The following is a 17,190-nucleotide window of genomic DNA, read 5'->3' as shown; positions in this document are numbered from 1 at the left end:
CGGCTTCCCTCAGCCGCGAAGCGTCGCGCCGGTCCGGCGCGAGACCTCGGCGACGATCTTGGCGCTCACCGCCTCGATCTCGGCATCCGTCAGGGTCCGTTCCACCGGCTGCAGCCGCACCGCGATCGCCACCGATTTCGCGCCCCCGGGAACGCCGGGACCCTCGTAGAGATCGAACACGTCGACCGCCGTGACCAGCTTGCGCTCGGCGTTCTGAGCCGCCTTGACGATGTCGCCGGCCGGAACGTCGCGGCCGACCACGAAGGCGAAGTCGCGCGACAGGGGCTGGAATTCGGCGAGCGTGAGCGCCGGCTTGGCCTTGGTCGGCTTCTGCTTGGGCAGCGGCAGCGCGTCGAGCACGATCTCGAAGGCGACGAAGCTGCCCTTGAGATCGAGGGCCTGAAGCGTCCGCGGATGAACCTCGCCGAACCAGCCGATCTCGGTCTTGGGACCGAACCGCAGCGTCCCCGAGCGGCCGGGATGAAGCCAGGACGGTCCGCCGGCCGTCACCTGAAGCCCACCCGTCGGCACGCCGAGGCTGCCGAGCAGCGCCAGCGCGTCGGCCTTGGCGTCGAACGCATCCACGGTCTCGGTCGCACCGTCCCAGTGGCGTCCGGATCCCGACAGAGTCGCGCTGCCTCGGCGGATCGCAGCCGCGCGGATCGTCTGGCCCTCCGGCTCGTCGGAGGCGAAGCACTGGCCGACCTCGAACAGGGCAGCATCCGGGTAGCCGCGGTCGGCGTTGCGCTGCGCCGCGCGCAGCAGGCCCGGCACGAGGCTCGGGCGCATGTCCGACAGGTCGGAGGCGATGGGGTTGGCGAGCGCGAGATCGGCGCCGCCGCCGCCGAACAGGACGGCGTCGTCATGCGACACGAAGGACCACGTCACCGCCTCCATCAGGCCGCGGCTGGCCAGGGCGCGCTTGGCGGTCCGCGTGCGCTTCTGCATCACCGTGAGCAGCGCGCCACCGATGCCGGCCAGGCGCGGCAGGGGCGTCGCTACGATTCGGTCGAGGCCGGCGATACGCACGACTTCCTCCACGAGATCGGCCTTGCCCTCCACGTCGGGCCGCCAGGACGGGGTGCGGACCTGCACCCGGTCGCCGGTGCCGGAGACGTGGAAGCCGAGCGTCTCCAGGATTCGCTGCATCTCACCGGGCTGCACGTCGAGGCCAGCGAGGCGATGGACCTCGGACCAGGGGAAGTCGATGATGCGCTCGGATTTGGGCGGTTCGCCGGCGATCTGTGCTTCGCTCGGCGTGCCGCCGCAGAGGTCGACCACGAGGCGGGTTGCGAGATCGAGTCCCGGGAGCGCGAAGGCCGGATCGACGCCGCGCTCGAAGCGGTAGCGGGCATCGGTGATGATGCCGAGGCGCCGGCCCGATTGCGCGATGTTGGTCGGATCCCATAGGGCCGATTCGATCAGCACGTCCGTGGTGGTCTCATCGCATCCGGATGTTTGGCCACCCATGATGCCGGCGATGGATTCGACGCCGTTCCCGTCGGCGATCACCACGGTATCGCCGGAGAGCGCGTGGGTTCGGCCGTCGAGGGCGAGCAGGCTCTCGCCGTCCTGCGCCCGGCGGATGGTAAGCCCGCCCGAGACCTTGGCGGCGTCGAACACGTGCAACGGCCGGCCACGGTCGAAGGTGACGTAGTTGGTGATGTCGACCAGCGCGTTGATCGGGCGCAACCCGATGGCCCGCAGCCGGGCCTGCATCCAGGCCGGTGCGGGGCCGTTCTTGACGCCGCGCACCAGCCGCAGGGCGAAGAGCGGGCAGAGATGCCGATCCGCCGCATCGAAGGCGACTTCGACCCCGACCGGGCAGGGACCTTCGCCGCGCACGGCCGGCACGGTCTCATGCTTGAGCGTGCCGATGCCGGCGGCCGCGAGATCGCGGGCGATGCCATGGACCGAGGTGCAATCCGGGCGGTTGGGCGTCAGGTTGATCTCGATGACCGGATCGTCGAGCCCAGCATAGAGCGCGTAGGGCTGCCCGATCGGAGCCTCGGCCGGGAGTTCGAGGATGCCGTCATGGTCCTCGCCGAGGCCGAGTTCGGCGCCCGAGCAGAGCATGCCGTGGCTCTCGACGCCGCGGATCGTGCCGACCGACAGGGTGATGTTCTTGCCCGGCACGTAGGTGCCCGGCGGCGCGAAGACCGAGACGAGGCCGGCGCGGGCGTTCGGTGCCCCGCAGACGACCTGCACGGGCGCGCCGGCCCCGGTCTCGACGGTGCAGACCCGCAGCCGGTCGGCATTCGGATGCTGCTCCGCCGTCAGGATCTTGGCGACGATGTAGGGTTTGAGCGCGGCGGCCTTGTCCTCGACGCCCTCCACCTCCAGGCCGATCCGCGTCAGCGTCTCGGCGATGGTGTCGAGGGAGGCCTCGGTGTCGAGGTGGTCCTTGAGCCAGGAGAGGGTGAATTTCATGATGGACCTTCGAGAGCCTAGCGTCGGCTCGATCGTGTGGTGAGCAGAATCGCGAGCTTCCGGCGGATGTCTGCCGGAAGGCCGTCGAGAAGACTCACCGTCTCTTCGGCAGCCGCGATCAGGGTTCGGGTTTCAGTGCGGGTCAGCAACTTCTGTTCGCCGCCGAGCCTGCCTGGTTGACTATAATCGGCATCCTCTCGCCAACGACGAAGAGCGATGAACACATCTGCAACGACAGAAATGTCTTGGTGCAGCGCACGCGTCTTGGACGACGCCAACACATCCCGGGCCCTGTTGTGTTCGAGGTTCCTGTAGACGAGCTCAATCTCGTCCGCCGAAGCGGTCCACAGACGGAGGCCATCACAGCAGATCTGACAGAGACAATGGAAGACGGCATAGTACGCGCTGCTGAGGGCGCGCCGGAAGGCCGCCTGCTCGACGATGCGCCGCCCTCGAACGCTTGTCAGATGAACCGCAATCTCGAGCAGGCCGCCACTGAGAGGATTTCGCGTCCGCCGCGTCACGGATCGAAATCCTCGGGGGCTGCACCGGGGATTTCGTCGTCGGGATAAGCGTAGCGTAGAAAGGGAAAGCGGTCCTCGCCGAGTGCTCGCAGCCGGGCGTGTAGCCCGGAGAGCGCAGCAACGACCGCACGACCATCGGCCGGCTGCGATCCGGGCCGGAAGTGCGCCAACACGCGAACGGCTGCGACACCCTCCGGATCGATATCGTCGGCGACTTCGGCGCGCTCGAAGCCATGGGCACCGAGCGTCGCCTGCAGCACCTCGTTGGCGACGCCGGCAATTTGAGCGTGAGTCAGCACAGTGCCCTCCGACGCTATCCCGTCAGCCCACCCACCAAGCTCGGCACATCCAACGGCCGGAACCCGTAATGGTCGAGCCATCGGACATCCGCCTCGAAGAACGGGCGCAGGTCCGGCATGCCGTATTTGAGCATGGCGATGCGGTCGATGCCGACCCCGAAGGCGAAGCCCTGGACGACGTCCGGATCAAGCCCGCAATTGCGCAGCACGTTCGGGTGGACCATCCCGCAGCCAAGGATTTCCAGCCAGTCGTCGCCCTCGCCGAAGCGGATCTCGCCGCCCTTGCGCGAGCACTGGATGTCGACTTCCGCGGACGGCTCGGTGAACGGGAAGAAGGACGGCCGGAAACGCATCTTCACGCCCTCGACCTCGAAGAACGCCTTGCAGAACTCCTCCAGCACCCATTTCAGGTTGGCGATGTTGGCGCTTGAGTCGATCACCAGTCCTTCGACCTGATGGAACATCGGCGTGTGGGTCTGGTCCGAATCGTGCCGGTAGGTCCGGCCCGGAATGATCACGCGGATCGGCGGCGTCTGCGCCCGCATCGTCCGGATCTGGACCGGCGAGGTGTGGGTGCGCAACACCTTGCGCTTCCCGTCGCGGTCGGGCGCCAGGAAGAACGTGTCGTGCATCTCCCGGGCCGGGTGGCCGGGCGGGAAGTTGAGGGCGGTGAAGTTCAGCTCGTCCGTCTCGATGTCCGGCCCCTCGGCCACCGCGAAGCCCATATCGGCGAAGATCACGGTGATCTCGTCGATGACTTGCGAGATCGGATGGATCCGGCCACGCACCTCCGGCGCCTCGCGGACCGGCAGGGTTACGTCGATCCGCTCGGAGGCGAGGCGGGCCTCCAGGGCGGCCTCGGAGAGTTCGGTTTTGCGCGCGGTGACGGCGCCCTGCACCCGGTCGCGCAGGCCGTTGATCAGGGGCCCGCGCTCCTTGCGCTCCTCCGGGGTCATGCTGCCCAGGGTCTTCAGCAGGTCCGAGACGCTGCCCTTCTTGCCGAGCGCGGCCACGCGCACCGCGTCGAGGGCTGCCTCGTCGGAGGCCGTCGACACCTGGGCCAGGAGGTCGCGTTCGAGGGTATCGAGATCGGTCATCGCAGTCATCGAACTGGGTTGGGGAGCCGCCGTCGCGGGTGCTGTCGCGCGTTGTGTGCTCGGGCGCAAGCGCCGGGCGGGGCCTCGAAAACGACGAAGGCGCGGCCCCCGAGGGAACCGCGCCTTCCGTGCGTCTCGCCGTGGGCCTGGATCAGGCGGCCTTGGCGGTGGTCTGGGGCAGCGCGGCCTTGGCCTTCTCGACGACGGCGGCAAAGCTCGCCGGCTCGTGGATCGCCAGTTCCGACAGCGCCTTGCGGTCGACGATGATGCCCGACTTCGCCAGGCCGTCGATGAAGCGTGAATAGGTCAGGCCATGCTCGCGGACCGCCGCGTTGAGGCGCTGGATCCAGAGAGCGCGGAACGTGCGCTTCTTGTTCTTACGGTCGCGGTAGGCATACTGCATGCCCTTCTCGACCGCCTGCTTGGCGATGCGGATCGTATTCTTGCGCCGGCCGTAATAGCCCTTGGCGGCCTTCAGAACTTTCTTGTGCTTCGCGTGACTGGTCACGCCGCGTTTGACGCGGGCCATCGGTTATCTCCTGGATTCGACGAAAGACAGTGGCAACGGGTGTTGAGGACTTACCGCGCGTTCGGCAGGAAGTACTTCTTCACGTTGGCGGCATCACCCTCGAACATCGTCGTGGTGCCGCGCAGGTTGCGGATCTGCTTGGTCGTCCGCTTGATCATCCCGTGGCGCTTGCCGGCCTGGGCGTACATCACCTTGCCGGTGCCGGTGATCTTGAAGCGCTTCTTCGCGCCGGATTTGGTCTTCAGCTTGGGCATTTGGCTCTCCGTTGCGCGAACATTCCCCGGAGCCGACCCGTGAAGGTCGGATGAGGATCGCGCGTTGATGCTTCTGGTGGAGCAGCACGAGCCGCCACGGCAGCCCTATCGGCCGGGCGGTTCGACGCGGTGCGGCTTATGACAGAAAGCCGACGCGGCGGCAACGTTCGGGCTGCAGGGCATTTCGTGTGAGATTGCCGGCCCGGGATCCGTGATGACGGAACGGTCCGGCCCCGAGGCTGTTTCGGAGCAGCCTGAAAGCGGTGGTGATTCGGAGGAATTCGGGGACAGCGAGCGCACTGCACAAAACGGTGCGCGACACCGGGAGCGCCAGGAACCATAACCTTAGCCGTCAGTTTCATTCATGTCCCGCTCAGGCCGGCAGGGTTAGACCCCCCGTCAAATTCGGCCACCCAGGAGACACTCCGTGCGCATTGCCCAGATCGCTCCGTTATCGGAGGCCGTTCCTCCGAAGTTCTACGGCGGCACCGAGCGCGTCGTCAGCTGGATTACGGAGGAACTGGTCCGCCAGGGCCACGAAGTCACGCTGTTCGCCAGCGGTGACTCCGACACGTCTGCCAAACTCGCGTCCTGCACCCCCGAGGGCCTGCGCCTGCTGGGCTACCGCGATCACACCGCCAGCCACCTGGCGATGCTGCATCAGGTGCACCGCCGCGCCCACGAATTCGATATCCTGCACTTCCACATCGACCTGCTACAGTACCCGATGTTCGAGGACTTGAACCACAAGTGCCTCACAACGATGCACGGTCGTTTGGACGTGCCGGATTTCATGCCGGTCTACCGCACCTTCACGGGCATGCCGCTGGTCTCGATCTCCGATAATCAGCGCCTGCCGATGCCGCCGACCTCCAACTGGCTGGCGACGATCCATCACGGCCTGCCGGCCCAGAACTGTCCGTATACACCCGAGACCAAGGGCGGCTACCTCGCGTTCCTCGGCCGGATCTCGCCCGAGAAGCGGCCCGACCGCGCCATCGAGATGGCGATCCGCTCCGGTACGCCGCTCAAGATTGCCGCGAAGGTCGACAAGGCCGATCAGGATTACTGGAACGAGAAGATCGAGCCGATGATCCACCATCCGTTGGTGGAGTTCATCGGTGAGATCAACGAGGAGCAGAAGAAGGACTTCCTCGGTAACGCCTTGGCGCTCGCTTTCCCGATCGATTGGCCGGAGCCGTTCGGCCTGGTGATGATCGAGGCGATGTCGGCCGGCACGCCGGTGATCGCCTTCCGGAACGGCTCCGTGCCGGAGGTGATCAAGGACGGCGTGAGCGGCGTGCTCTGCGAGACCATGGACGATGCCGTTGCCGCCGTCGCCAAGGTGAAGACCATGAGCCGCGCCGGTGTGCGCCGCCACTTCGAGGGCCACTTCACCGCCGAGTGCATGGTCAAGAAGTACGTGGCCGCCTACGAGGAACTGCTCAGCCGCGGTGCCGATGTGATCAAGCTGCCGAGCTCGAGCTTCAAGCCGCAATACGGTGAACTGAACGGCTCTGCCCGACCGGCGATTCCCGTCGCTGCCATGCCGGCGTAATCTTCGGCACTGGGCTTGCAAGACGGGCCTGAATCGGCCGAACGTCTTAAAGGCGACTCATCCATCAGGTGAACAAGGGCCGCGGCATCAGTATCGATGCGGCGGCCCTCTCGATTCGTACCCTCACAGCACCCGGAGATGCCCTGCATGGCGGACAACACGGCAGCGGCCCAAGAGGCTTTGAGTCACGGGGCGACGACCCGGAATGCGCCCGCCGGCACAGGTTTGGCGCACGGTTTCCAGGACGCGGACGACGTGCTGCCGCCCTACCACATCGAGGCGCAGACCTCCCTGGTGGAGCGGCCGCTCCGCTCGCTGAAGTTCGGTGAAGCGTTCGGGGTTCTGGATTCGTACGGCGACATCGGTGTTCAGCCGGGACCCGAGGGCCTGTATTTCCAGGACACGCGCTACCTGTCGCGCCTGGAGGTGACGGTCGAGGGCCAGCGCCCGCTGATGCTCTCCTCGGTGATGCAGGACGATAACGGCGCGCTCAGCGTCGACATGACGACGCCCGATATCCGACTCGACGCCCACGACGAGACCTCGATCCCCCGCGAGACGATCGCGATCGAGCGCACCAAGTTCCTGTTCCGCGGCGCCTGCTACGACCGGATCGGCCTGCGCTCCTTCGATTCGAAGCACCGCCGCCTGCGGATCGCCGTGACGTTCGACGCGGATTTCCGGGACCTGTTCGAGGTGCGCGGAACCGACCGCAAGGAGCGCGGCAAGCGCGGCGTGCTGGTGGCGAGCGACCGGGAGGTCCAGTTCCGCTATGTCGGCCTGGACGAGATCGTGCGGACCACCGCCCTGCATTTCGGCCCGAAACCGGACCTGATCGAGCCCGGCCGCGTCGCCTTCGACGTGTCGCTGCCCCCGGAGGGCAAGGTCTCGCTGTTCATCCGCGTGACCTTCGAGGCGCACCGGGCCTTCACGAAGCCGCCGACCGACACGATGGTCGGCGAGGACGCGGCCGCCAAGCTGACGCTCGCGGCCAATGCCGGCGGCGCCCGGCGGGAGCCGAAGGATCTCGGCGAGGGGATGATCTTCGCCCGCGCCTACCGGGATTCGCGCCGCGACCTGCGGACGCTGACGGCGGGCATCACCACGATCATCTCGTCGAACGACCAGTTCAACGAAGGGCTGTGTCGGGCGACGGCCGACCTCTACATGCTGGCGAGCCGCACGCCGGAGGGGATCTACCCCTTCGCGGGCATCCCCTGGTACTCCACGGTGTTCGGCCGCGACGGCATCATCACGGCGATGATGGCGCTGTGGATCGACCCGAAATTCGCCCGGGGGGTGCTGCGCTACCTCGCCTCGACCCAGGCCAAGGCGGTCGATCCGGCGGCCGATGCACAGCCGGGCAAGGTCCTGCACGAGACCCGCCGCGGCGAGATGGCGATGCTCGGCGAGGTGCCGTTCCGGCACTATTACGGCACGATCGACGGCACGCCGCTCTTCGTGATGCTGGCCTGGGAATACTACGCCGTCACGGGCGATCTTGAGACCGTCCGGGCGATCTGGCCGGCGCTGGAACTCGCCCTCAATTGGATGGACCAATACGGCGACCGGGACGGCGACGGCTTCGTCGAATACGCCCGCGACACCGACAAGGGTCTGGAGAATCAGGGCTGGAAGGACAGCCATGATTCGATCTTCCATACGGACGGTCAGCTCGCCAAGGGGCCGATCGCGCTCTGTGAGGTGCAGGGCTACGTCTACGCCGCCAAGCACGGCATGGCGAAGCTCGCGGCGCTGCTCGGGCACGATCCGCTGGCCGAGCGCCTGACCCAGCAGGCCACGATCCTGCGCGAAAAATTCGACGCTGCATTCTGGAATGAGGAGATTGGCACCTACGCGCTCGCCCTCGACGGTGAGAAAAAGCAATGTGCCGTGCGCTCGTCCAATGCCGGCCACGCCCTGTTCACGGGGATCGCCAAGCCGGAGCGTGCCGAGCGGGTCGCCGAGACCCTGCTGGGCAAGGACGGGTTCAACGGCTGGGGCGTGCGCACCATCGCCAAGGGCGAGGCGCGCTACAACCCGATGTCGTACCACAACGGCTCGATCTGGCCGCACGACAACGCGCTCATCGCCATGGGTCTGGCTCGCTACGACCGCAAGCACGAGGCGGCGCGCATCTTCCAGGGGATGTTCGACACCTCGCTCTACCAGGACCAGAAGCGGCTGCCGGAGCTGTTCTGCGGCTTTATGCGGCGCAAGCAGCGCGGGCCGGTCTCGTACCCCGTGGCCTGCAGCCCGCAGGCTTGGGCGGCGGCGGCGCCTTTCGCGTTCCTCGCCGCGTGCCTCGGGCTCGAACTCGACCACGCCGGCAACAGCGTCCGGTTGAAGAACCCGATCCTGCCGGGCTTCCTCGACGGCGTGACGCTCTACAACGTCCGGCTCGGCGGCTCGCACCTCGATATCCGGTTCCAGCGTTACGACGACGATGTCACTGTCTCGGTCCAGCGCCGCCACGGCGACGTGCAGGTGGTGGTCACCAAGTAGCGGGACTCCCCCTCGCGGCCCGCTTCGGGGTAAGCGGGCCGCGAGGGCGCTTTTTTTCCGCCGAGGATGCTCCATGCCGGCTGAGCACGATGCCCCGCACCCCGCTTTGCGCCTCGCGCAGGCCCTGATCCGCTGCCCCTCCGTCACCCCGGAGGATCGCGGCGCCCTCGATGTGGTCGCGGATGCGCTCCGGCCGGCGGGGTTCATCATCGAGCGGCCTGTCTTTGCCGAACCCGGCTATCCCGAAACGCCGAACCTGTTCGCGCGCATCGGGACACGTGGCCCCTGCCTGGTCTTCGCGGGCCACACCGATGTCGTGCCGGAGGGGGAGGGGGCCTGGCGGCACGCCCCCTTCGACGGCGCGGTGGCCAACGGGATGCTATACGGCCGCGGTGCCGCCGATATGAAGGGCGGCATTGCATGCATGCTTGCCGCGACCCTGGCCTTCCTGGGACGCCGAAGCGCCGACCTCTCGGGGTCCATCGCCTTTCTGATCACCGGCGACGAGGAGGGGCCGGCGGTCAACGGCACCGTCAAGCTGCTCGATTGGGCGCGCGCCCGGGGGGAGCGCTTCGATCATTGCGTGCTCGGCGAACCGACCAATCCGGGCCGGCTGGGCGAGATGATCAAGATCGGCCGCCGGGGCTCGCTCACCGGCAAGCTCACGGTGCTCGGCCGACAGGGCCATGTCGCCTATCCGCACAAGGCCGAGAACCCGATCCCGGGACTCCTGCGCCTCGCCTCGGCGCTGATTGCGGAGCCGCTCGACCGGGGCACGGCGCATTTCGACGCCTCGAACCTCGAATTCACGACGATCGATGTCGGCAACCCTGCCACCAACGTGATCCCGGCGACCGCCCGGGCGACGTTCAACGTCCGCTTTAATGACGACTGGACGGCCGAGAGCCTGGGCGCCGAGATCCGCCAGCGGCTGGAGCAGGCGGCCGGGAACGCGGTGCGCTTCACCCTCGATCTCCAGCCGTCGAACGCGCCCGCCTTCCTGACGCAGCCGGACACGTTCGTGAATCGGGTCTCCGCGGCGATCCAGGCGGAGACCGGCCTGACGCCGATCCTGTCGACCACGGGCGGCACCTCGGATGCCCGCTTCATCAAGGATGCCTGCCCGGTGATCGAGTTCGGCCTCGTGGGAGAGACTATGCACCAGACCGACGAGTGCGTGTCCGTCGCCGATCTGGAACGCCTCACGGCGATCTACGAGCGGGTGCTGGATGCTTATTTTCGAGGAGCCGAACTGCCGGATCGATCACGGTAAGTCTACGCGGTTCCGTTCGAGGCCGCCTTCGGTGTCCCTGAAAACCGCCGGTTCGTGTCTCCCAGGCGCTCTCCCACCTTCATATAGATCTGCCGGAGGCGATGCACATGCGGATCGTCCAGCTTGACTTGGATCGTGGCAATCACGAGCGCTTCCGTGATGCCACCGTGTTCTGAGCCATCAGAGTTTAAGCGCCTGTCGGGCAAAAGTATTGCACAGATAGCCATCAGAAGATCCGTGCTTCTCCAAATTTCGTTCAGGGCAGCACGCTCAAGATCGAACAGGGTTCGAATACCGGGCTGTCAGAGTCGGATCAATTTATCTGGCCCAACCGAGCAGCAGAGCTGCGCCTGCGCGACCCACTCCATGATCTGATAGGCGCCGTAAGGTGTCTCCACAAACGACATCAGTGGATTTGCAGTGGCTAAGTTTTGGGTTGAGCGGATATGGTGGTCGGCGAGACGGTCGCGGATATCGCTATCAATACCGTCGATGATGTCGACGGGGGTCGCCGTGATCTTTCGACAGATTTCTGTGTTGTCGCGCTTGAAATGAGCCAGCTTGCTGCGGTCCATCACCATCCGATTGGCGCTCCGGAAAATGCCCGACCGCTTAGCCGAGCGTGATGAGCACCCCCGCGAAGACGGCGCTGGACCGAGTTGCATCTGTCATGAAGTCGAACGCAAACACGAAGATAATGATCAACAATGCACCAGCGATCAGGTTATTCGTCGCTGATATGTTAGAGGCCGGTCCAAAACCGAAATTATTGATTGCACGAAAGAAATTGCGGATCATAAAGACATAGTCGCCTGCGAGCGCGGCGAGGAGGCCACAGACCCAGGCCGATAGCAGAGGATCTGAGCATCGCCCAATATCTTTTGGGGCGCAACCCGAACCGCCTTGAAAGGCAAGTAGACTGAGATTGACATAGCGGGAAACAATGAATCTGAAGAGGATGAAGATAACCATCAGAGCAAGAAGTCCGGCAGTCCATGCTCACCATGCGAAATCTTCCTGACTTGACCCACCTTCCTGCCCAGATCATCCAAGAAAATATTTATATTTTACGAATTCGGACGATGGGAAAAAATCTTCTTGATTTCGATTGCCAATCGACGATTGAATATTAAATACTTTAGCTAGATCCATGACTACACCTTGTCTTTGGATTTTCACAGTATTTCTAACAAAAATAAATAAAACGGGCGGTAGGATCAGGCCTAGCGTAACCAACAGCCAAATCAAATTATCCCAGCTCGTCGAAGCTCCGATCACTGTGCGGCTCCCAATAAACCGCGCTAGGGTCGGTCGGTCCGCCTATTTATCAACTTGAAGTTATCAAATAGGCTTCAGACTGAGTAGTCCACCCCCACGAACGTCAGCCCCGCGGCCGGCGCCAGGGGCCCGCACCGGCGCTTGTCGCCGGTCGCCAGGATGTCGGCGACCGCGTCGGCCGAGAGCCGTCCACAGCCGGCGAGCATCAACGTGCCGACTATCGCGCGCACCTGATGGTGCAGGAACGAGCGTGCCGAGGTCGCCACCACGATCTCGTCATGCAACGCCATCGGCACACGGGCAACGTCGAGTTGCTCCAGTGTGCGCATCGGGCTCTTGGCCTGGCATTCGGCGGCCCGGAAGGCCGAGAAGTCGTGGTGGCCGACGAGGCGCTGAGCCGCCGCGTGCATCAGATCTGCGTCCAGAGGCCATGGCACCTGCCAGACCCGATCTCGCGTCAGTGCTGCCGGGCTGCGCCGGTTGAGGATCCGGTAGCGGTAGTGGCGCCGGATCGCTGAGTGCCGAGCGTCGAAGCTGTCCGGCACGATCTCGGCCGAGAGCACGGCGACCGGCTGCGGCCGGAGATGCGCGTTGACGGCGTCGCGCACGGTGTCGGTCCGCCACGCCTTGGCGAGGTCGAGATGGGCAACCTGATGGATCGCGTGAACGCCGGCATCGGTCCGCCCGGCGCAGGTCAGCCGGACATTTTCGCCCGAGAAGCGGAGTACGGCGGCCTCGATGGCCGCCTGCACCGTGGGTTCATCGGCCTGCCGCTGCCACCCGCAGAACGGGCCGCCATCGTACTCGATGACGAGCTTGTAGCGGGGCATCAGCTGAGGCGGGCGCCGGGCGTCAGCCGGGCGCCGCGGACGAATTCGGCTCCGCTCGCGCTTCCACCCTTGCCGGCCCGGCGCAACTCCGTCAGACGCACTGCGCCCGTCCCGCAGGCGACGGCTCCCTCGGCGTCCAGCAGCGTCCCCACTGCGCCCGAGCCGTCACTGACCAATGCGCGCAAAACCTTCACCCGCTCCGGGCCCTTACCTAGATCGACCTCGAAGAAGGCGCCGGGGAAGGGCGACAGGCCGTTGATGTGATTGGCAACCTCCGCGGCTGTCCGCGACCAGTCGATCCGTGCCTCATCGTTGGTGATCTTGTGGGCGTAGACGATGCCCTCGTCGGGTTGTGGCGTGAAGCTGAGCGTGCCCTGATCCAAGAGGCCGAGGGCGCGGGCCATCAGGTCGGCACCGATCGGCATCAGCGCGTCGTGCAGTGCACCGGCAGTCATGCCGGGTGTGATCGGTACCCGCGCCTCCAGCGCGACCGGCCCGGTATCGAGCCCGGCTTCCATGCGCATCACGCCGACACCGCTCTCGGCATCCCCGGCCATCACTGCGCGCTGGATCGGCGCCGCCCCGCGCCAGCGCGGCAGGAGCGAGCCGTGCAGGTTCAGGCAGCCGTGCCGCGGCGCGTCGAGGATCACCTGCGGCAGCAGCATCCCGTAGGCCACCACCACGGCGACATCGGCCCGATGCGCGGCGAATGTCTCCGCGGCCTCCGGCGTGCGCAGGGTGGCGGGAGTCAGAACCGGCACGCCAAGCTGTTCGGCCAGCGTGTGGACCGGCGAGGGGCGCAGGCTCATGCCGCGGCCTGCCTTGGCGGGGGCGCGGGTATAGACGGCGGCGATGGCGTGGCCGTCCTGCGCGAGCTTGGCCAGAGTCGGCACCGCGAAGTCCGGGGTGCCCATGAATACGATGCGCATGGCCGGCTCAGGCCGCGTCGCGCTTGGCCGCCTTGGTGAATTTCTTGAGCACGCGGTCCCGCTTCAGCTTCGACAGGTGGTCGATGAACAGCACGCCGTTCAGATGGTCGATCTCGTGCTGGAGGCAGGTGGCGAGCAGCCCGTCGGCCGCGATCTCCTGCTCTTTGCCGTCGAGGTCGCGGAACTTCACGCGGACCCGGTCCGGCCGCTCGACCTCGCCGTAATATTCGGGGATCGACAGGCAACCCTCGTCGTAGACCCGCTTCTCCTCCGACGACCAGACGATCTCGGGATCGATGAAGACCTGCGGCTTGCGCACGCCCTCCTCCTTCGAGGTGTCGATGGTCACGACGCGCTTCGCCACGCCGACCTGGATCGCCGCGAGGCCGACGCCGGGGGCGTCGTACATGGTCTCGAACATGTCGGCCACGAGGGTCCGGATCTCGCCGGTGATCGGGCCGACCGGATCGGAAATGCGGCGCAGGACGGGATCGGGGAGGATGACGAGCGGGCGGATGGTCATGGCGGCAACCGGCAGGGACAGCGCCGGGTCGGATCCGGGCTTTTTTGTCGAATAGGATGCGGGTCGAGACCGGTCAAATAGCGTGCGGCCTCAGAATACGGTCCGGCTCCGGATCGCCGCCGTCAGCGTACCCTCGTCGAGGTAATCGAGCTCCCCGCCGACCGGCACGCCATGGGCGAGGCGCGTCACCTTCACGTCGCAGTGGCGGATCGATTCCGTGACGTAATGGGCCGTGGTCTGCCCATCGACGGTGGCGTTGAGCGCCAGGATCACCTCCGTGACCACGGGTTCGGCCACGCGCTCCACCAGGGAGGCGAGGTTCAGGTGCTCCGGCCGCACGCCGTCGAGCGCCGAGAGCACGCCGCCGAGGACGTGGTAGCGCGCCTTCACGGCCCCGGAGCGCTCCAGCGCCCAGAGGTCGGAGACATCCTCCACCACCACCAGGGTCGTGGGATCGCGCTCGATATCACGGCAGATCGTGCAGGGCTCGGAGGTGTCGACGTTACCGCAGCTCGTGCAGACGACGATGCGCTCGACCGCGACCCGCATCGCGTCCGCGAGAGGGCCCAGCAGCGTGTCGCGCCGCTTGATGAGCTGCAGGGCGGCCCGCCGGGCCGAGCGCGGGCCCAGCCCGGGCATGCGGGCGAGAAGCTGGATCAGGCGTTCGATCTCGGGGCCGGCGACGGCTTGGGGCATCGTGCCTCTGGAGAGAGTCTGGGGCGTGGACGGGGGCGCTGTCCGCGACGGGCATACCCGTCGCCGGTCGGCATGCAAGCGCGACCCAGTGCATCATGGAGATATGGGTATTCCGATGCCGGTCCGCCCGTGTCGTGTGATCGGCCGATGCGGGTGACTGCTTACAGACACGGGTTCCTGCAGGCGCAACTGTGGTCTAACCTGTTTGTCCACATTGCGGGCTTCCCGCGAAGCCCATAATGACAGCGAAGCTTCGCCGTCTACTCAGTGGAAGGGGAAGCGGCCGGGGAGCGGTGAACCTGCGTGCGGCGGACCTGTACGACCGCACGGACGTCCCCCGGGCAATCCCGGACGCGGATCGCGTCCGGCACAGTCGCGTCGACGGTCGAACAGGGGCCCGGGAGATACGCTCTTGACCAACATCGGTGATCACAACGCGGCCCACGGCGCCGAGGCGGCCGGCTTCCGCGACCTCAGGGCCGTCCACTGGAATTTCGAGGCGCCGCGCCTCTACGAGGAAGCGCTGGCCCGCAAGGAGGGCCAACTCGCCCGCGGCGGTGCCCTGGTGGCGACCACGGGCAGCCATACCGGCCGCTCGCCCAAGGACAAGTTCGTGGTGCGCGACGCGAGCACCGAGAACGAGGTCTGGTGGGACAACAACGGCGCGATCACGCCGGAGCAGTTCGAGACCCTGCGCCAGGATTTCCTGACGCACGCCGCCGGCAAGGAGCTGTTCGCCCAGGACCTCTACGGCGGTGCCGATCCGGCCCACCGGGTGAAGGCCCGGGTGTTCACCGAATTCGCGTGGCACTCGCTGTTCATCCGCAACCTGCTGATCCGGCCGGACCGCGCGGAGATCGCCGCCTACGTGCCGGACCTGACGATCATCGACCTGCCGAGCTTTCAGGCCGATCCCGCCCGGCACGGCTGCCGGTCGAAGACCGTAATCGCCATCGATTTCGCCAAGAAGCTCGTGCTGATCGGCGGCTCCGCCTACGCGGGCGAGATGAAGAAATCGGTCTTCACCTATCTCAACTACATGCTGCCCAAACAGGGCGTGATGCCGATGCATTGCTCGGCCAACGCGGCGCTCGACGCCGAGGGCGGCTCGGCGATCTTCTTCGGATTGTCCGGCACCGGCAAGACCACGCTGTCGAACGATTCCTCGCGCCAGCTTCTCGGCGACGACGAGCATGGCTGGTCGCCCGAGGGCATCTTCAACTTCGAGGGCGGCTGCTACGCCAAGACGATCCGGCTCTCGCGCAACGCCGAGCCCGAGATCTACGCCACCACCGAGCGCTTCGGCACGGTGATGGAGAACGTGGTGATCGATCCCGTCACCCGGGCGCCCGACTTCGACGACGCATCGCTCACCGAGAACACCCGCTGCGCCTATCCGCTGGACTTCATCGCCAATGCCAGCGCGACCGGCCGGGCCGGGCATCCCAGGAACATCGTGATGCTCACCTGCGACGCCTTCGGGGTGATGCCGCCGATCGCCAAGCTCACCGGCGCCGAGGCGATGTACCACTTCCTCTCGGGCTACACCGCCAAGGTGGCGGGCACCGAGCGCGGCCTGACCGGGCCGGAGGCGACCTTCTCGACCTGCTTCGGCGCCCCGTTCATGCCGCGGCATCCGAGCACCTACGGCAACCTGCTGCGCGACCTGATCGCCGAGCACGGCGTCGATTGCTGGCTGGTCAACACCGGCTGGACCGGCGGCGGCGTCGGTACGGGCCGGCGGATGCCGATCCGGGTCACCCGGCGGCTGCTCTCCGCGGCGCTCGACGGTTCGCTGTCGCAGGCCGAGTTCCGGCGCGATCCGTATTTCGGCTTCGCGGTGCCGGTCGCGGTGCCGGGCGTCGAGTCGCACATCCTTACCCCGGTGAAGACCTGGGGCAACAAGGGCGCCTTCGTCGAGACGGCGGCCCGGCTGGTGAAGATGTTCGACGACAACTTCAAGCGGTTCGAGGCCCATGTCGATTCCGACGTGCGCGCCGCCGGACCGACTGCGCAGGCGATCGCGGCCTGATTGGCAATGGGGGCGGCCCGAGCGGCCGCCCTTCCTACGGCGTCTCTGGTCCCGTGTTTTCGGCCGCAACGCGTTCTCCTCCCCATGCCGAGCTGAGCGACGAGCCAGCCCTGATCTCAATTCTGGGTCGCTCGAAGCCGCAAGGCTCTGATGCCAAATTGCGTGGCGCCAAACATGCGTCATCGTCCCCGCCCGCCTTTCGGCGCCGGGGGCATGGCCCAAGAGTGACAACACGCGGGACGCGGGACGCCGCGGGGACCCAGGTGTCGGCCAAGTAACGCGCGGGATCCGATCCCCGCGGCGCCCGCGGCATCGACCGGGCATCGCCCCCGGCCGGTGCCGTCTTTCTCGTCGCGGTGTCTCCGACGTCCCGATCCTGCGACTCCCCGTTAGCGGTCTCGGGCGGGGTGCACGCACCCCCGGAACCCGCATC

16 protein-coding genes are annotated in these 17,190 nt (G+C 66.5%); 4 read left to right on the top strand and 12 right to left on the bottom strand.

Features of this window, described 5'->3' with window-relative positions; translation table 11 throughout:
• Positions 1-9: 9 nt before the first annotated feature.
• The 6 genes from pheT to rpmI form a co-directional block, all read right to left on the bottom strand.
• Positions 10-2,430 (bottom strand): phenylalanine--tRNA ligase subunit beta, encoded by a 2,421-nt coding sequence (gene pheT, locus MKK84_RS26090; protein ID WP_243924929.1) that lies wholly within the window; start codon positions 2,428-2,430, stop codon positions 10-12.
• A gap of 17 nt (positions 2,431-2,447) precedes the next feature.
• Positions 2,448-2,954 carry a hypothetical protein gene (locus MKK84_RS26085; RefSeq protein WP_243924928.1) on the bottom strand — a complete coding sequence of 169 codons (507 nt, stop codon included), beginning with the start codon at positions 2,952-2,954 and terminating at the stop codon, positions 2,448-2,450.
• Positions 2,951-3,253, bottom strand: coding sequence for a hypothetical protein (locus MKK84_RS26080; RefSeq protein ID WP_243924927.1), 303 nt, complete (start codon positions 3,251-3,253; stop codon positions 2,951-2,953). The genes MKK84_RS26085 and MKK84_RS26080 overlap by 4 nt, the downstream gene beginning before the upstream one ends.
• A gap of 14 nt (positions 3,254-3,267) precedes the next feature.
• On the bottom strand, positions 3,268-4,350 hold the full coding sequence (pheS, locus tag MKK84_RS26075; RefSeq protein ID WP_243924926.1) for a phenylalanine--tRNA ligase subunit alpha: 1,083 nt from the start codon (positions 4,348-4,350) through the stop codon (positions 3,268-3,270).
• 151 nt (positions 4,351-4,501) lie between these two features.
• Positions 4,502-4,879 carry a 50S ribosomal protein L20 gene (gene rplT / locus MKK84_RS26070; protein WP_160534568.1) on the bottom strand — a complete coding sequence of 126 codons (378 nt, stop codon included), beginning with the start codon at positions 4,877-4,879 and terminating at the stop codon, positions 4,502-4,504.
• 50 nt (positions 4,880-4,929) lie between these two features.
• Complete coding sequence (gene rpmI, locus MKK84_RS26065; protein ID WP_243924925.1) at positions 4,930-5,133, bottom strand: 50S ribosomal protein L35; 204 nt, start codon at positions 5,131-5,133, stop codon at positions 4,930-4,932.
• Positions 5,134-5,560: 427 nt separating this feature from the next.
• Between rpmI and MKK84_RS26060 the strand changes: the two genes are divergently transcribed.
• The 3 genes from MKK84_RS26060 to dapE all read left to right on the top strand — a co-directional run bounded on the left by MKK84_RS26060 (position 5,561) and on the right by dapE (position 10,469).
• Positions 5,561-6,691, top strand: coding sequence for a glycosyltransferase family 4 protein (locus MKK84_RS26060; protein ID WP_243924924.1), 1,131 nt, complete (start codon positions 5,561-5,563; stop codon positions 6,689-6,691).
• Between the two features lie 147 nt (positions 6,692-6,838).
• Positions 6,839-9,196, top strand: coding sequence for a glycogen debranching N-terminal domain-containing protein (locus MKK84_RS26055; protein ID WP_243924923.1), 2,358 nt, complete (start codon positions 6,839-6,841; stop codon positions 9,194-9,196).
• 73 nt (positions 9,197-9,269) lie between these two features.
• Entirely contained in the window at positions 9,270-10,469 is a 1,200-nt protein-coding gene (gene dapE / locus MKK84_RS26050) for a succinyl-diaminopimelate desuccinylase (RefSeq protein ID WP_243924922.1), read from the top strand.
• A gap of 302 nt (positions 10,470-10,771) precedes the next feature.
• Here the strand turns inward: dapE and MKK84_RS26045 are convergent, their stop codons facing one another.
• The 6 genes from MKK84_RS26045 to recR form a co-directional block, all read right to left on the bottom strand.
• Positions 10,772-11,044: a hypothetical protein gene (locus MKK84_RS26045; RefSeq protein WP_243924921.1), complete on the bottom strand. Its 273-nt coding sequence runs from the start codon at positions 11,042-11,044 to the stop codon at positions 10,772-10,774.
• A 37-nt stretch (positions 11,045-11,081) separates the two neighbouring features.
• On the bottom strand, positions 11,082-11,441 hold the full coding sequence (locus MKK84_RS26040) for a hypothetical protein (protein WP_243924920.1): 360 nt from the start codon (positions 11,439-11,441) through the stop codon (positions 11,082-11,084).
• Between the two features lie 380 nt (positions 11,442-11,821).
• Positions 11,822-12,577 carry a tRNA pseudouridine(38-40) synthase TruA gene (gene truA / locus MKK84_RS26035; protein ID WP_243924919.1) on the bottom strand — a complete coding sequence of 252 codons (756 nt, stop codon included), beginning with the start codon at positions 12,575-12,577 and terminating at the stop codon, positions 11,822-11,824.
• Positions 12,577-13,506, bottom strand: a complete 930-nt coding sequence (gene fmt / locus MKK84_RS26030) for a methionyl-tRNA formyltransferase (protein ID WP_243924918.1) — start codon at positions 13,504-13,506, stop codon at positions 12,577-12,579. Before fmt ends, truA begins: the two co-directional genes overlap by 1 nt.
• Before the next feature lie 7 nt (positions 13,507-13,513).
• On the bottom strand, positions 13,514-14,029 hold the full coding sequence (def, locus tag MKK84_RS26025; RefSeq protein WP_243924917.1) for a peptide deformylase: 516 nt from the start codon (positions 14,027-14,029) through the stop codon (positions 13,514-13,516).
• Between the two features lie 90 nt (positions 14,030-14,119).
• Positions 14,120-14,725, bottom strand: coding sequence for a recombination mediator RecR (recR, locus tag MKK84_RS26020; RefSeq protein ID WP_243924916.1), 606 nt, complete (start codon positions 14,723-14,725; stop codon positions 14,120-14,122).
• 412 nt (positions 14,726-15,137) lie between these two features.
• Here recR and MKK84_RS26015 point away from each other — a divergent pair, with 412 nt between their 5' ends.
• Positions 15,138-16,757: a phosphoenolpyruvate carboxykinase gene (locus tag MKK84_RS26015; protein ID WP_243924915.1), complete on the top strand. Its 1,620-nt coding sequence runs from the start codon at positions 15,138-15,140 to the stop codon at positions 16,755-16,757.
• Positions 16,758-17,190 lie beyond the last annotated feature (433 nt).

Origin of the sequence: Methylobacterium sp. E-065 (assembly GCF_022829605.1) — a bacterium.
In the GTDB taxonomy this organism is placed as follows: Bacteria; Pseudomonadota; Alphaproteobacteria; order Rhizobiales; family Beijerinckiaceae; genus Methylobacterium.
Note: the sequence above shows the minus strand (reverse complement) of the source record. Positions and strands in the feature narration are given on the sequence as shown.

Excerpts from the sequence above, each read along its gene's own strand:
- pheT (WP_243924929.1), bottom strand. The coding sequence starts at position 2,430 with ATGAAATTCACCCTCTCCTGGCTCAAGGACCACCTCGACACCGAGGCC.
- pheS (WP_243924926.1), bottom strand. The coding sequence starts at position 4,350 with ATGACCGATCTCGATACCCTCGAACGCGACCTCCTGGCCCAGGTGTCG.
- MKK84_RS26045 (WP_243924921.1), bottom strand. The coding sequence starts at position 11,044 with ATGGACCGCAGCAAGCTGGCTCATTTCAAGCGCGACAACACAGAAATC.
- rplT (WP_160534568.1), bottom strand. The coding sequence starts at position 4,879 with ATGGCCCGCGTCAAACGCGGCGTGACCAGTCACGCGAAGCACAAGAAA.
- rpmI (WP_243924925.1), bottom strand. The coding sequence starts at position 5,133 with ATGCCCAAGCTGAAGACCAAATCCGGCGCGAAGAAGCGCTTCAAGATC.
- MKK84_RS26055 (WP_243924923.1), top strand. The coding sequence starts at position 6,839 with ATGGCGGACAACACGGCAGCGGCCCAAGAGGCTTTGAGTCACGGGGCG.
- fmt (WP_243924918.1), bottom strand. The coding sequence starts at position 13,506 with ATGCGCATCGTATTCATGGGCACCCCGGACTTCGCGGTGCCGACTCTG.
- recR (WP_243924916.1), bottom strand. The coding sequence starts at position 14,725 with ATGCCCCAAGCCGTCGCCGGCCCCGAGATCGAACGCCTGATCCAGCTT.
- MKK84_RS26040 (WP_243924920.1), bottom strand. The coding sequence starts at position 11,441 with ATGGTTATCTTCATCCTCTTCAGATTCATTGTTTCCCGCTATGTCAAT.
- truA (WP_243924919.1), bottom strand. The coding sequence starts at position 12,577 with ATGCCCCGCTACAAGCTCGTCATCGAGTACGATGGCGGCCCGTTCTGC.
- dapE (WP_243924922.1), top strand. The coding sequence starts at position 9,270 with ATGCCGGCTGAGCACGATGCCCCGCACCCCGCTTTGCGCCTCGCGCAG.
- def (WP_243924917.1), bottom strand. The coding sequence starts at position 14,029 with ATGACCATCCGCCCGCTCGTCATCCTCCCCGATCCCGTCCTGCGCCGC.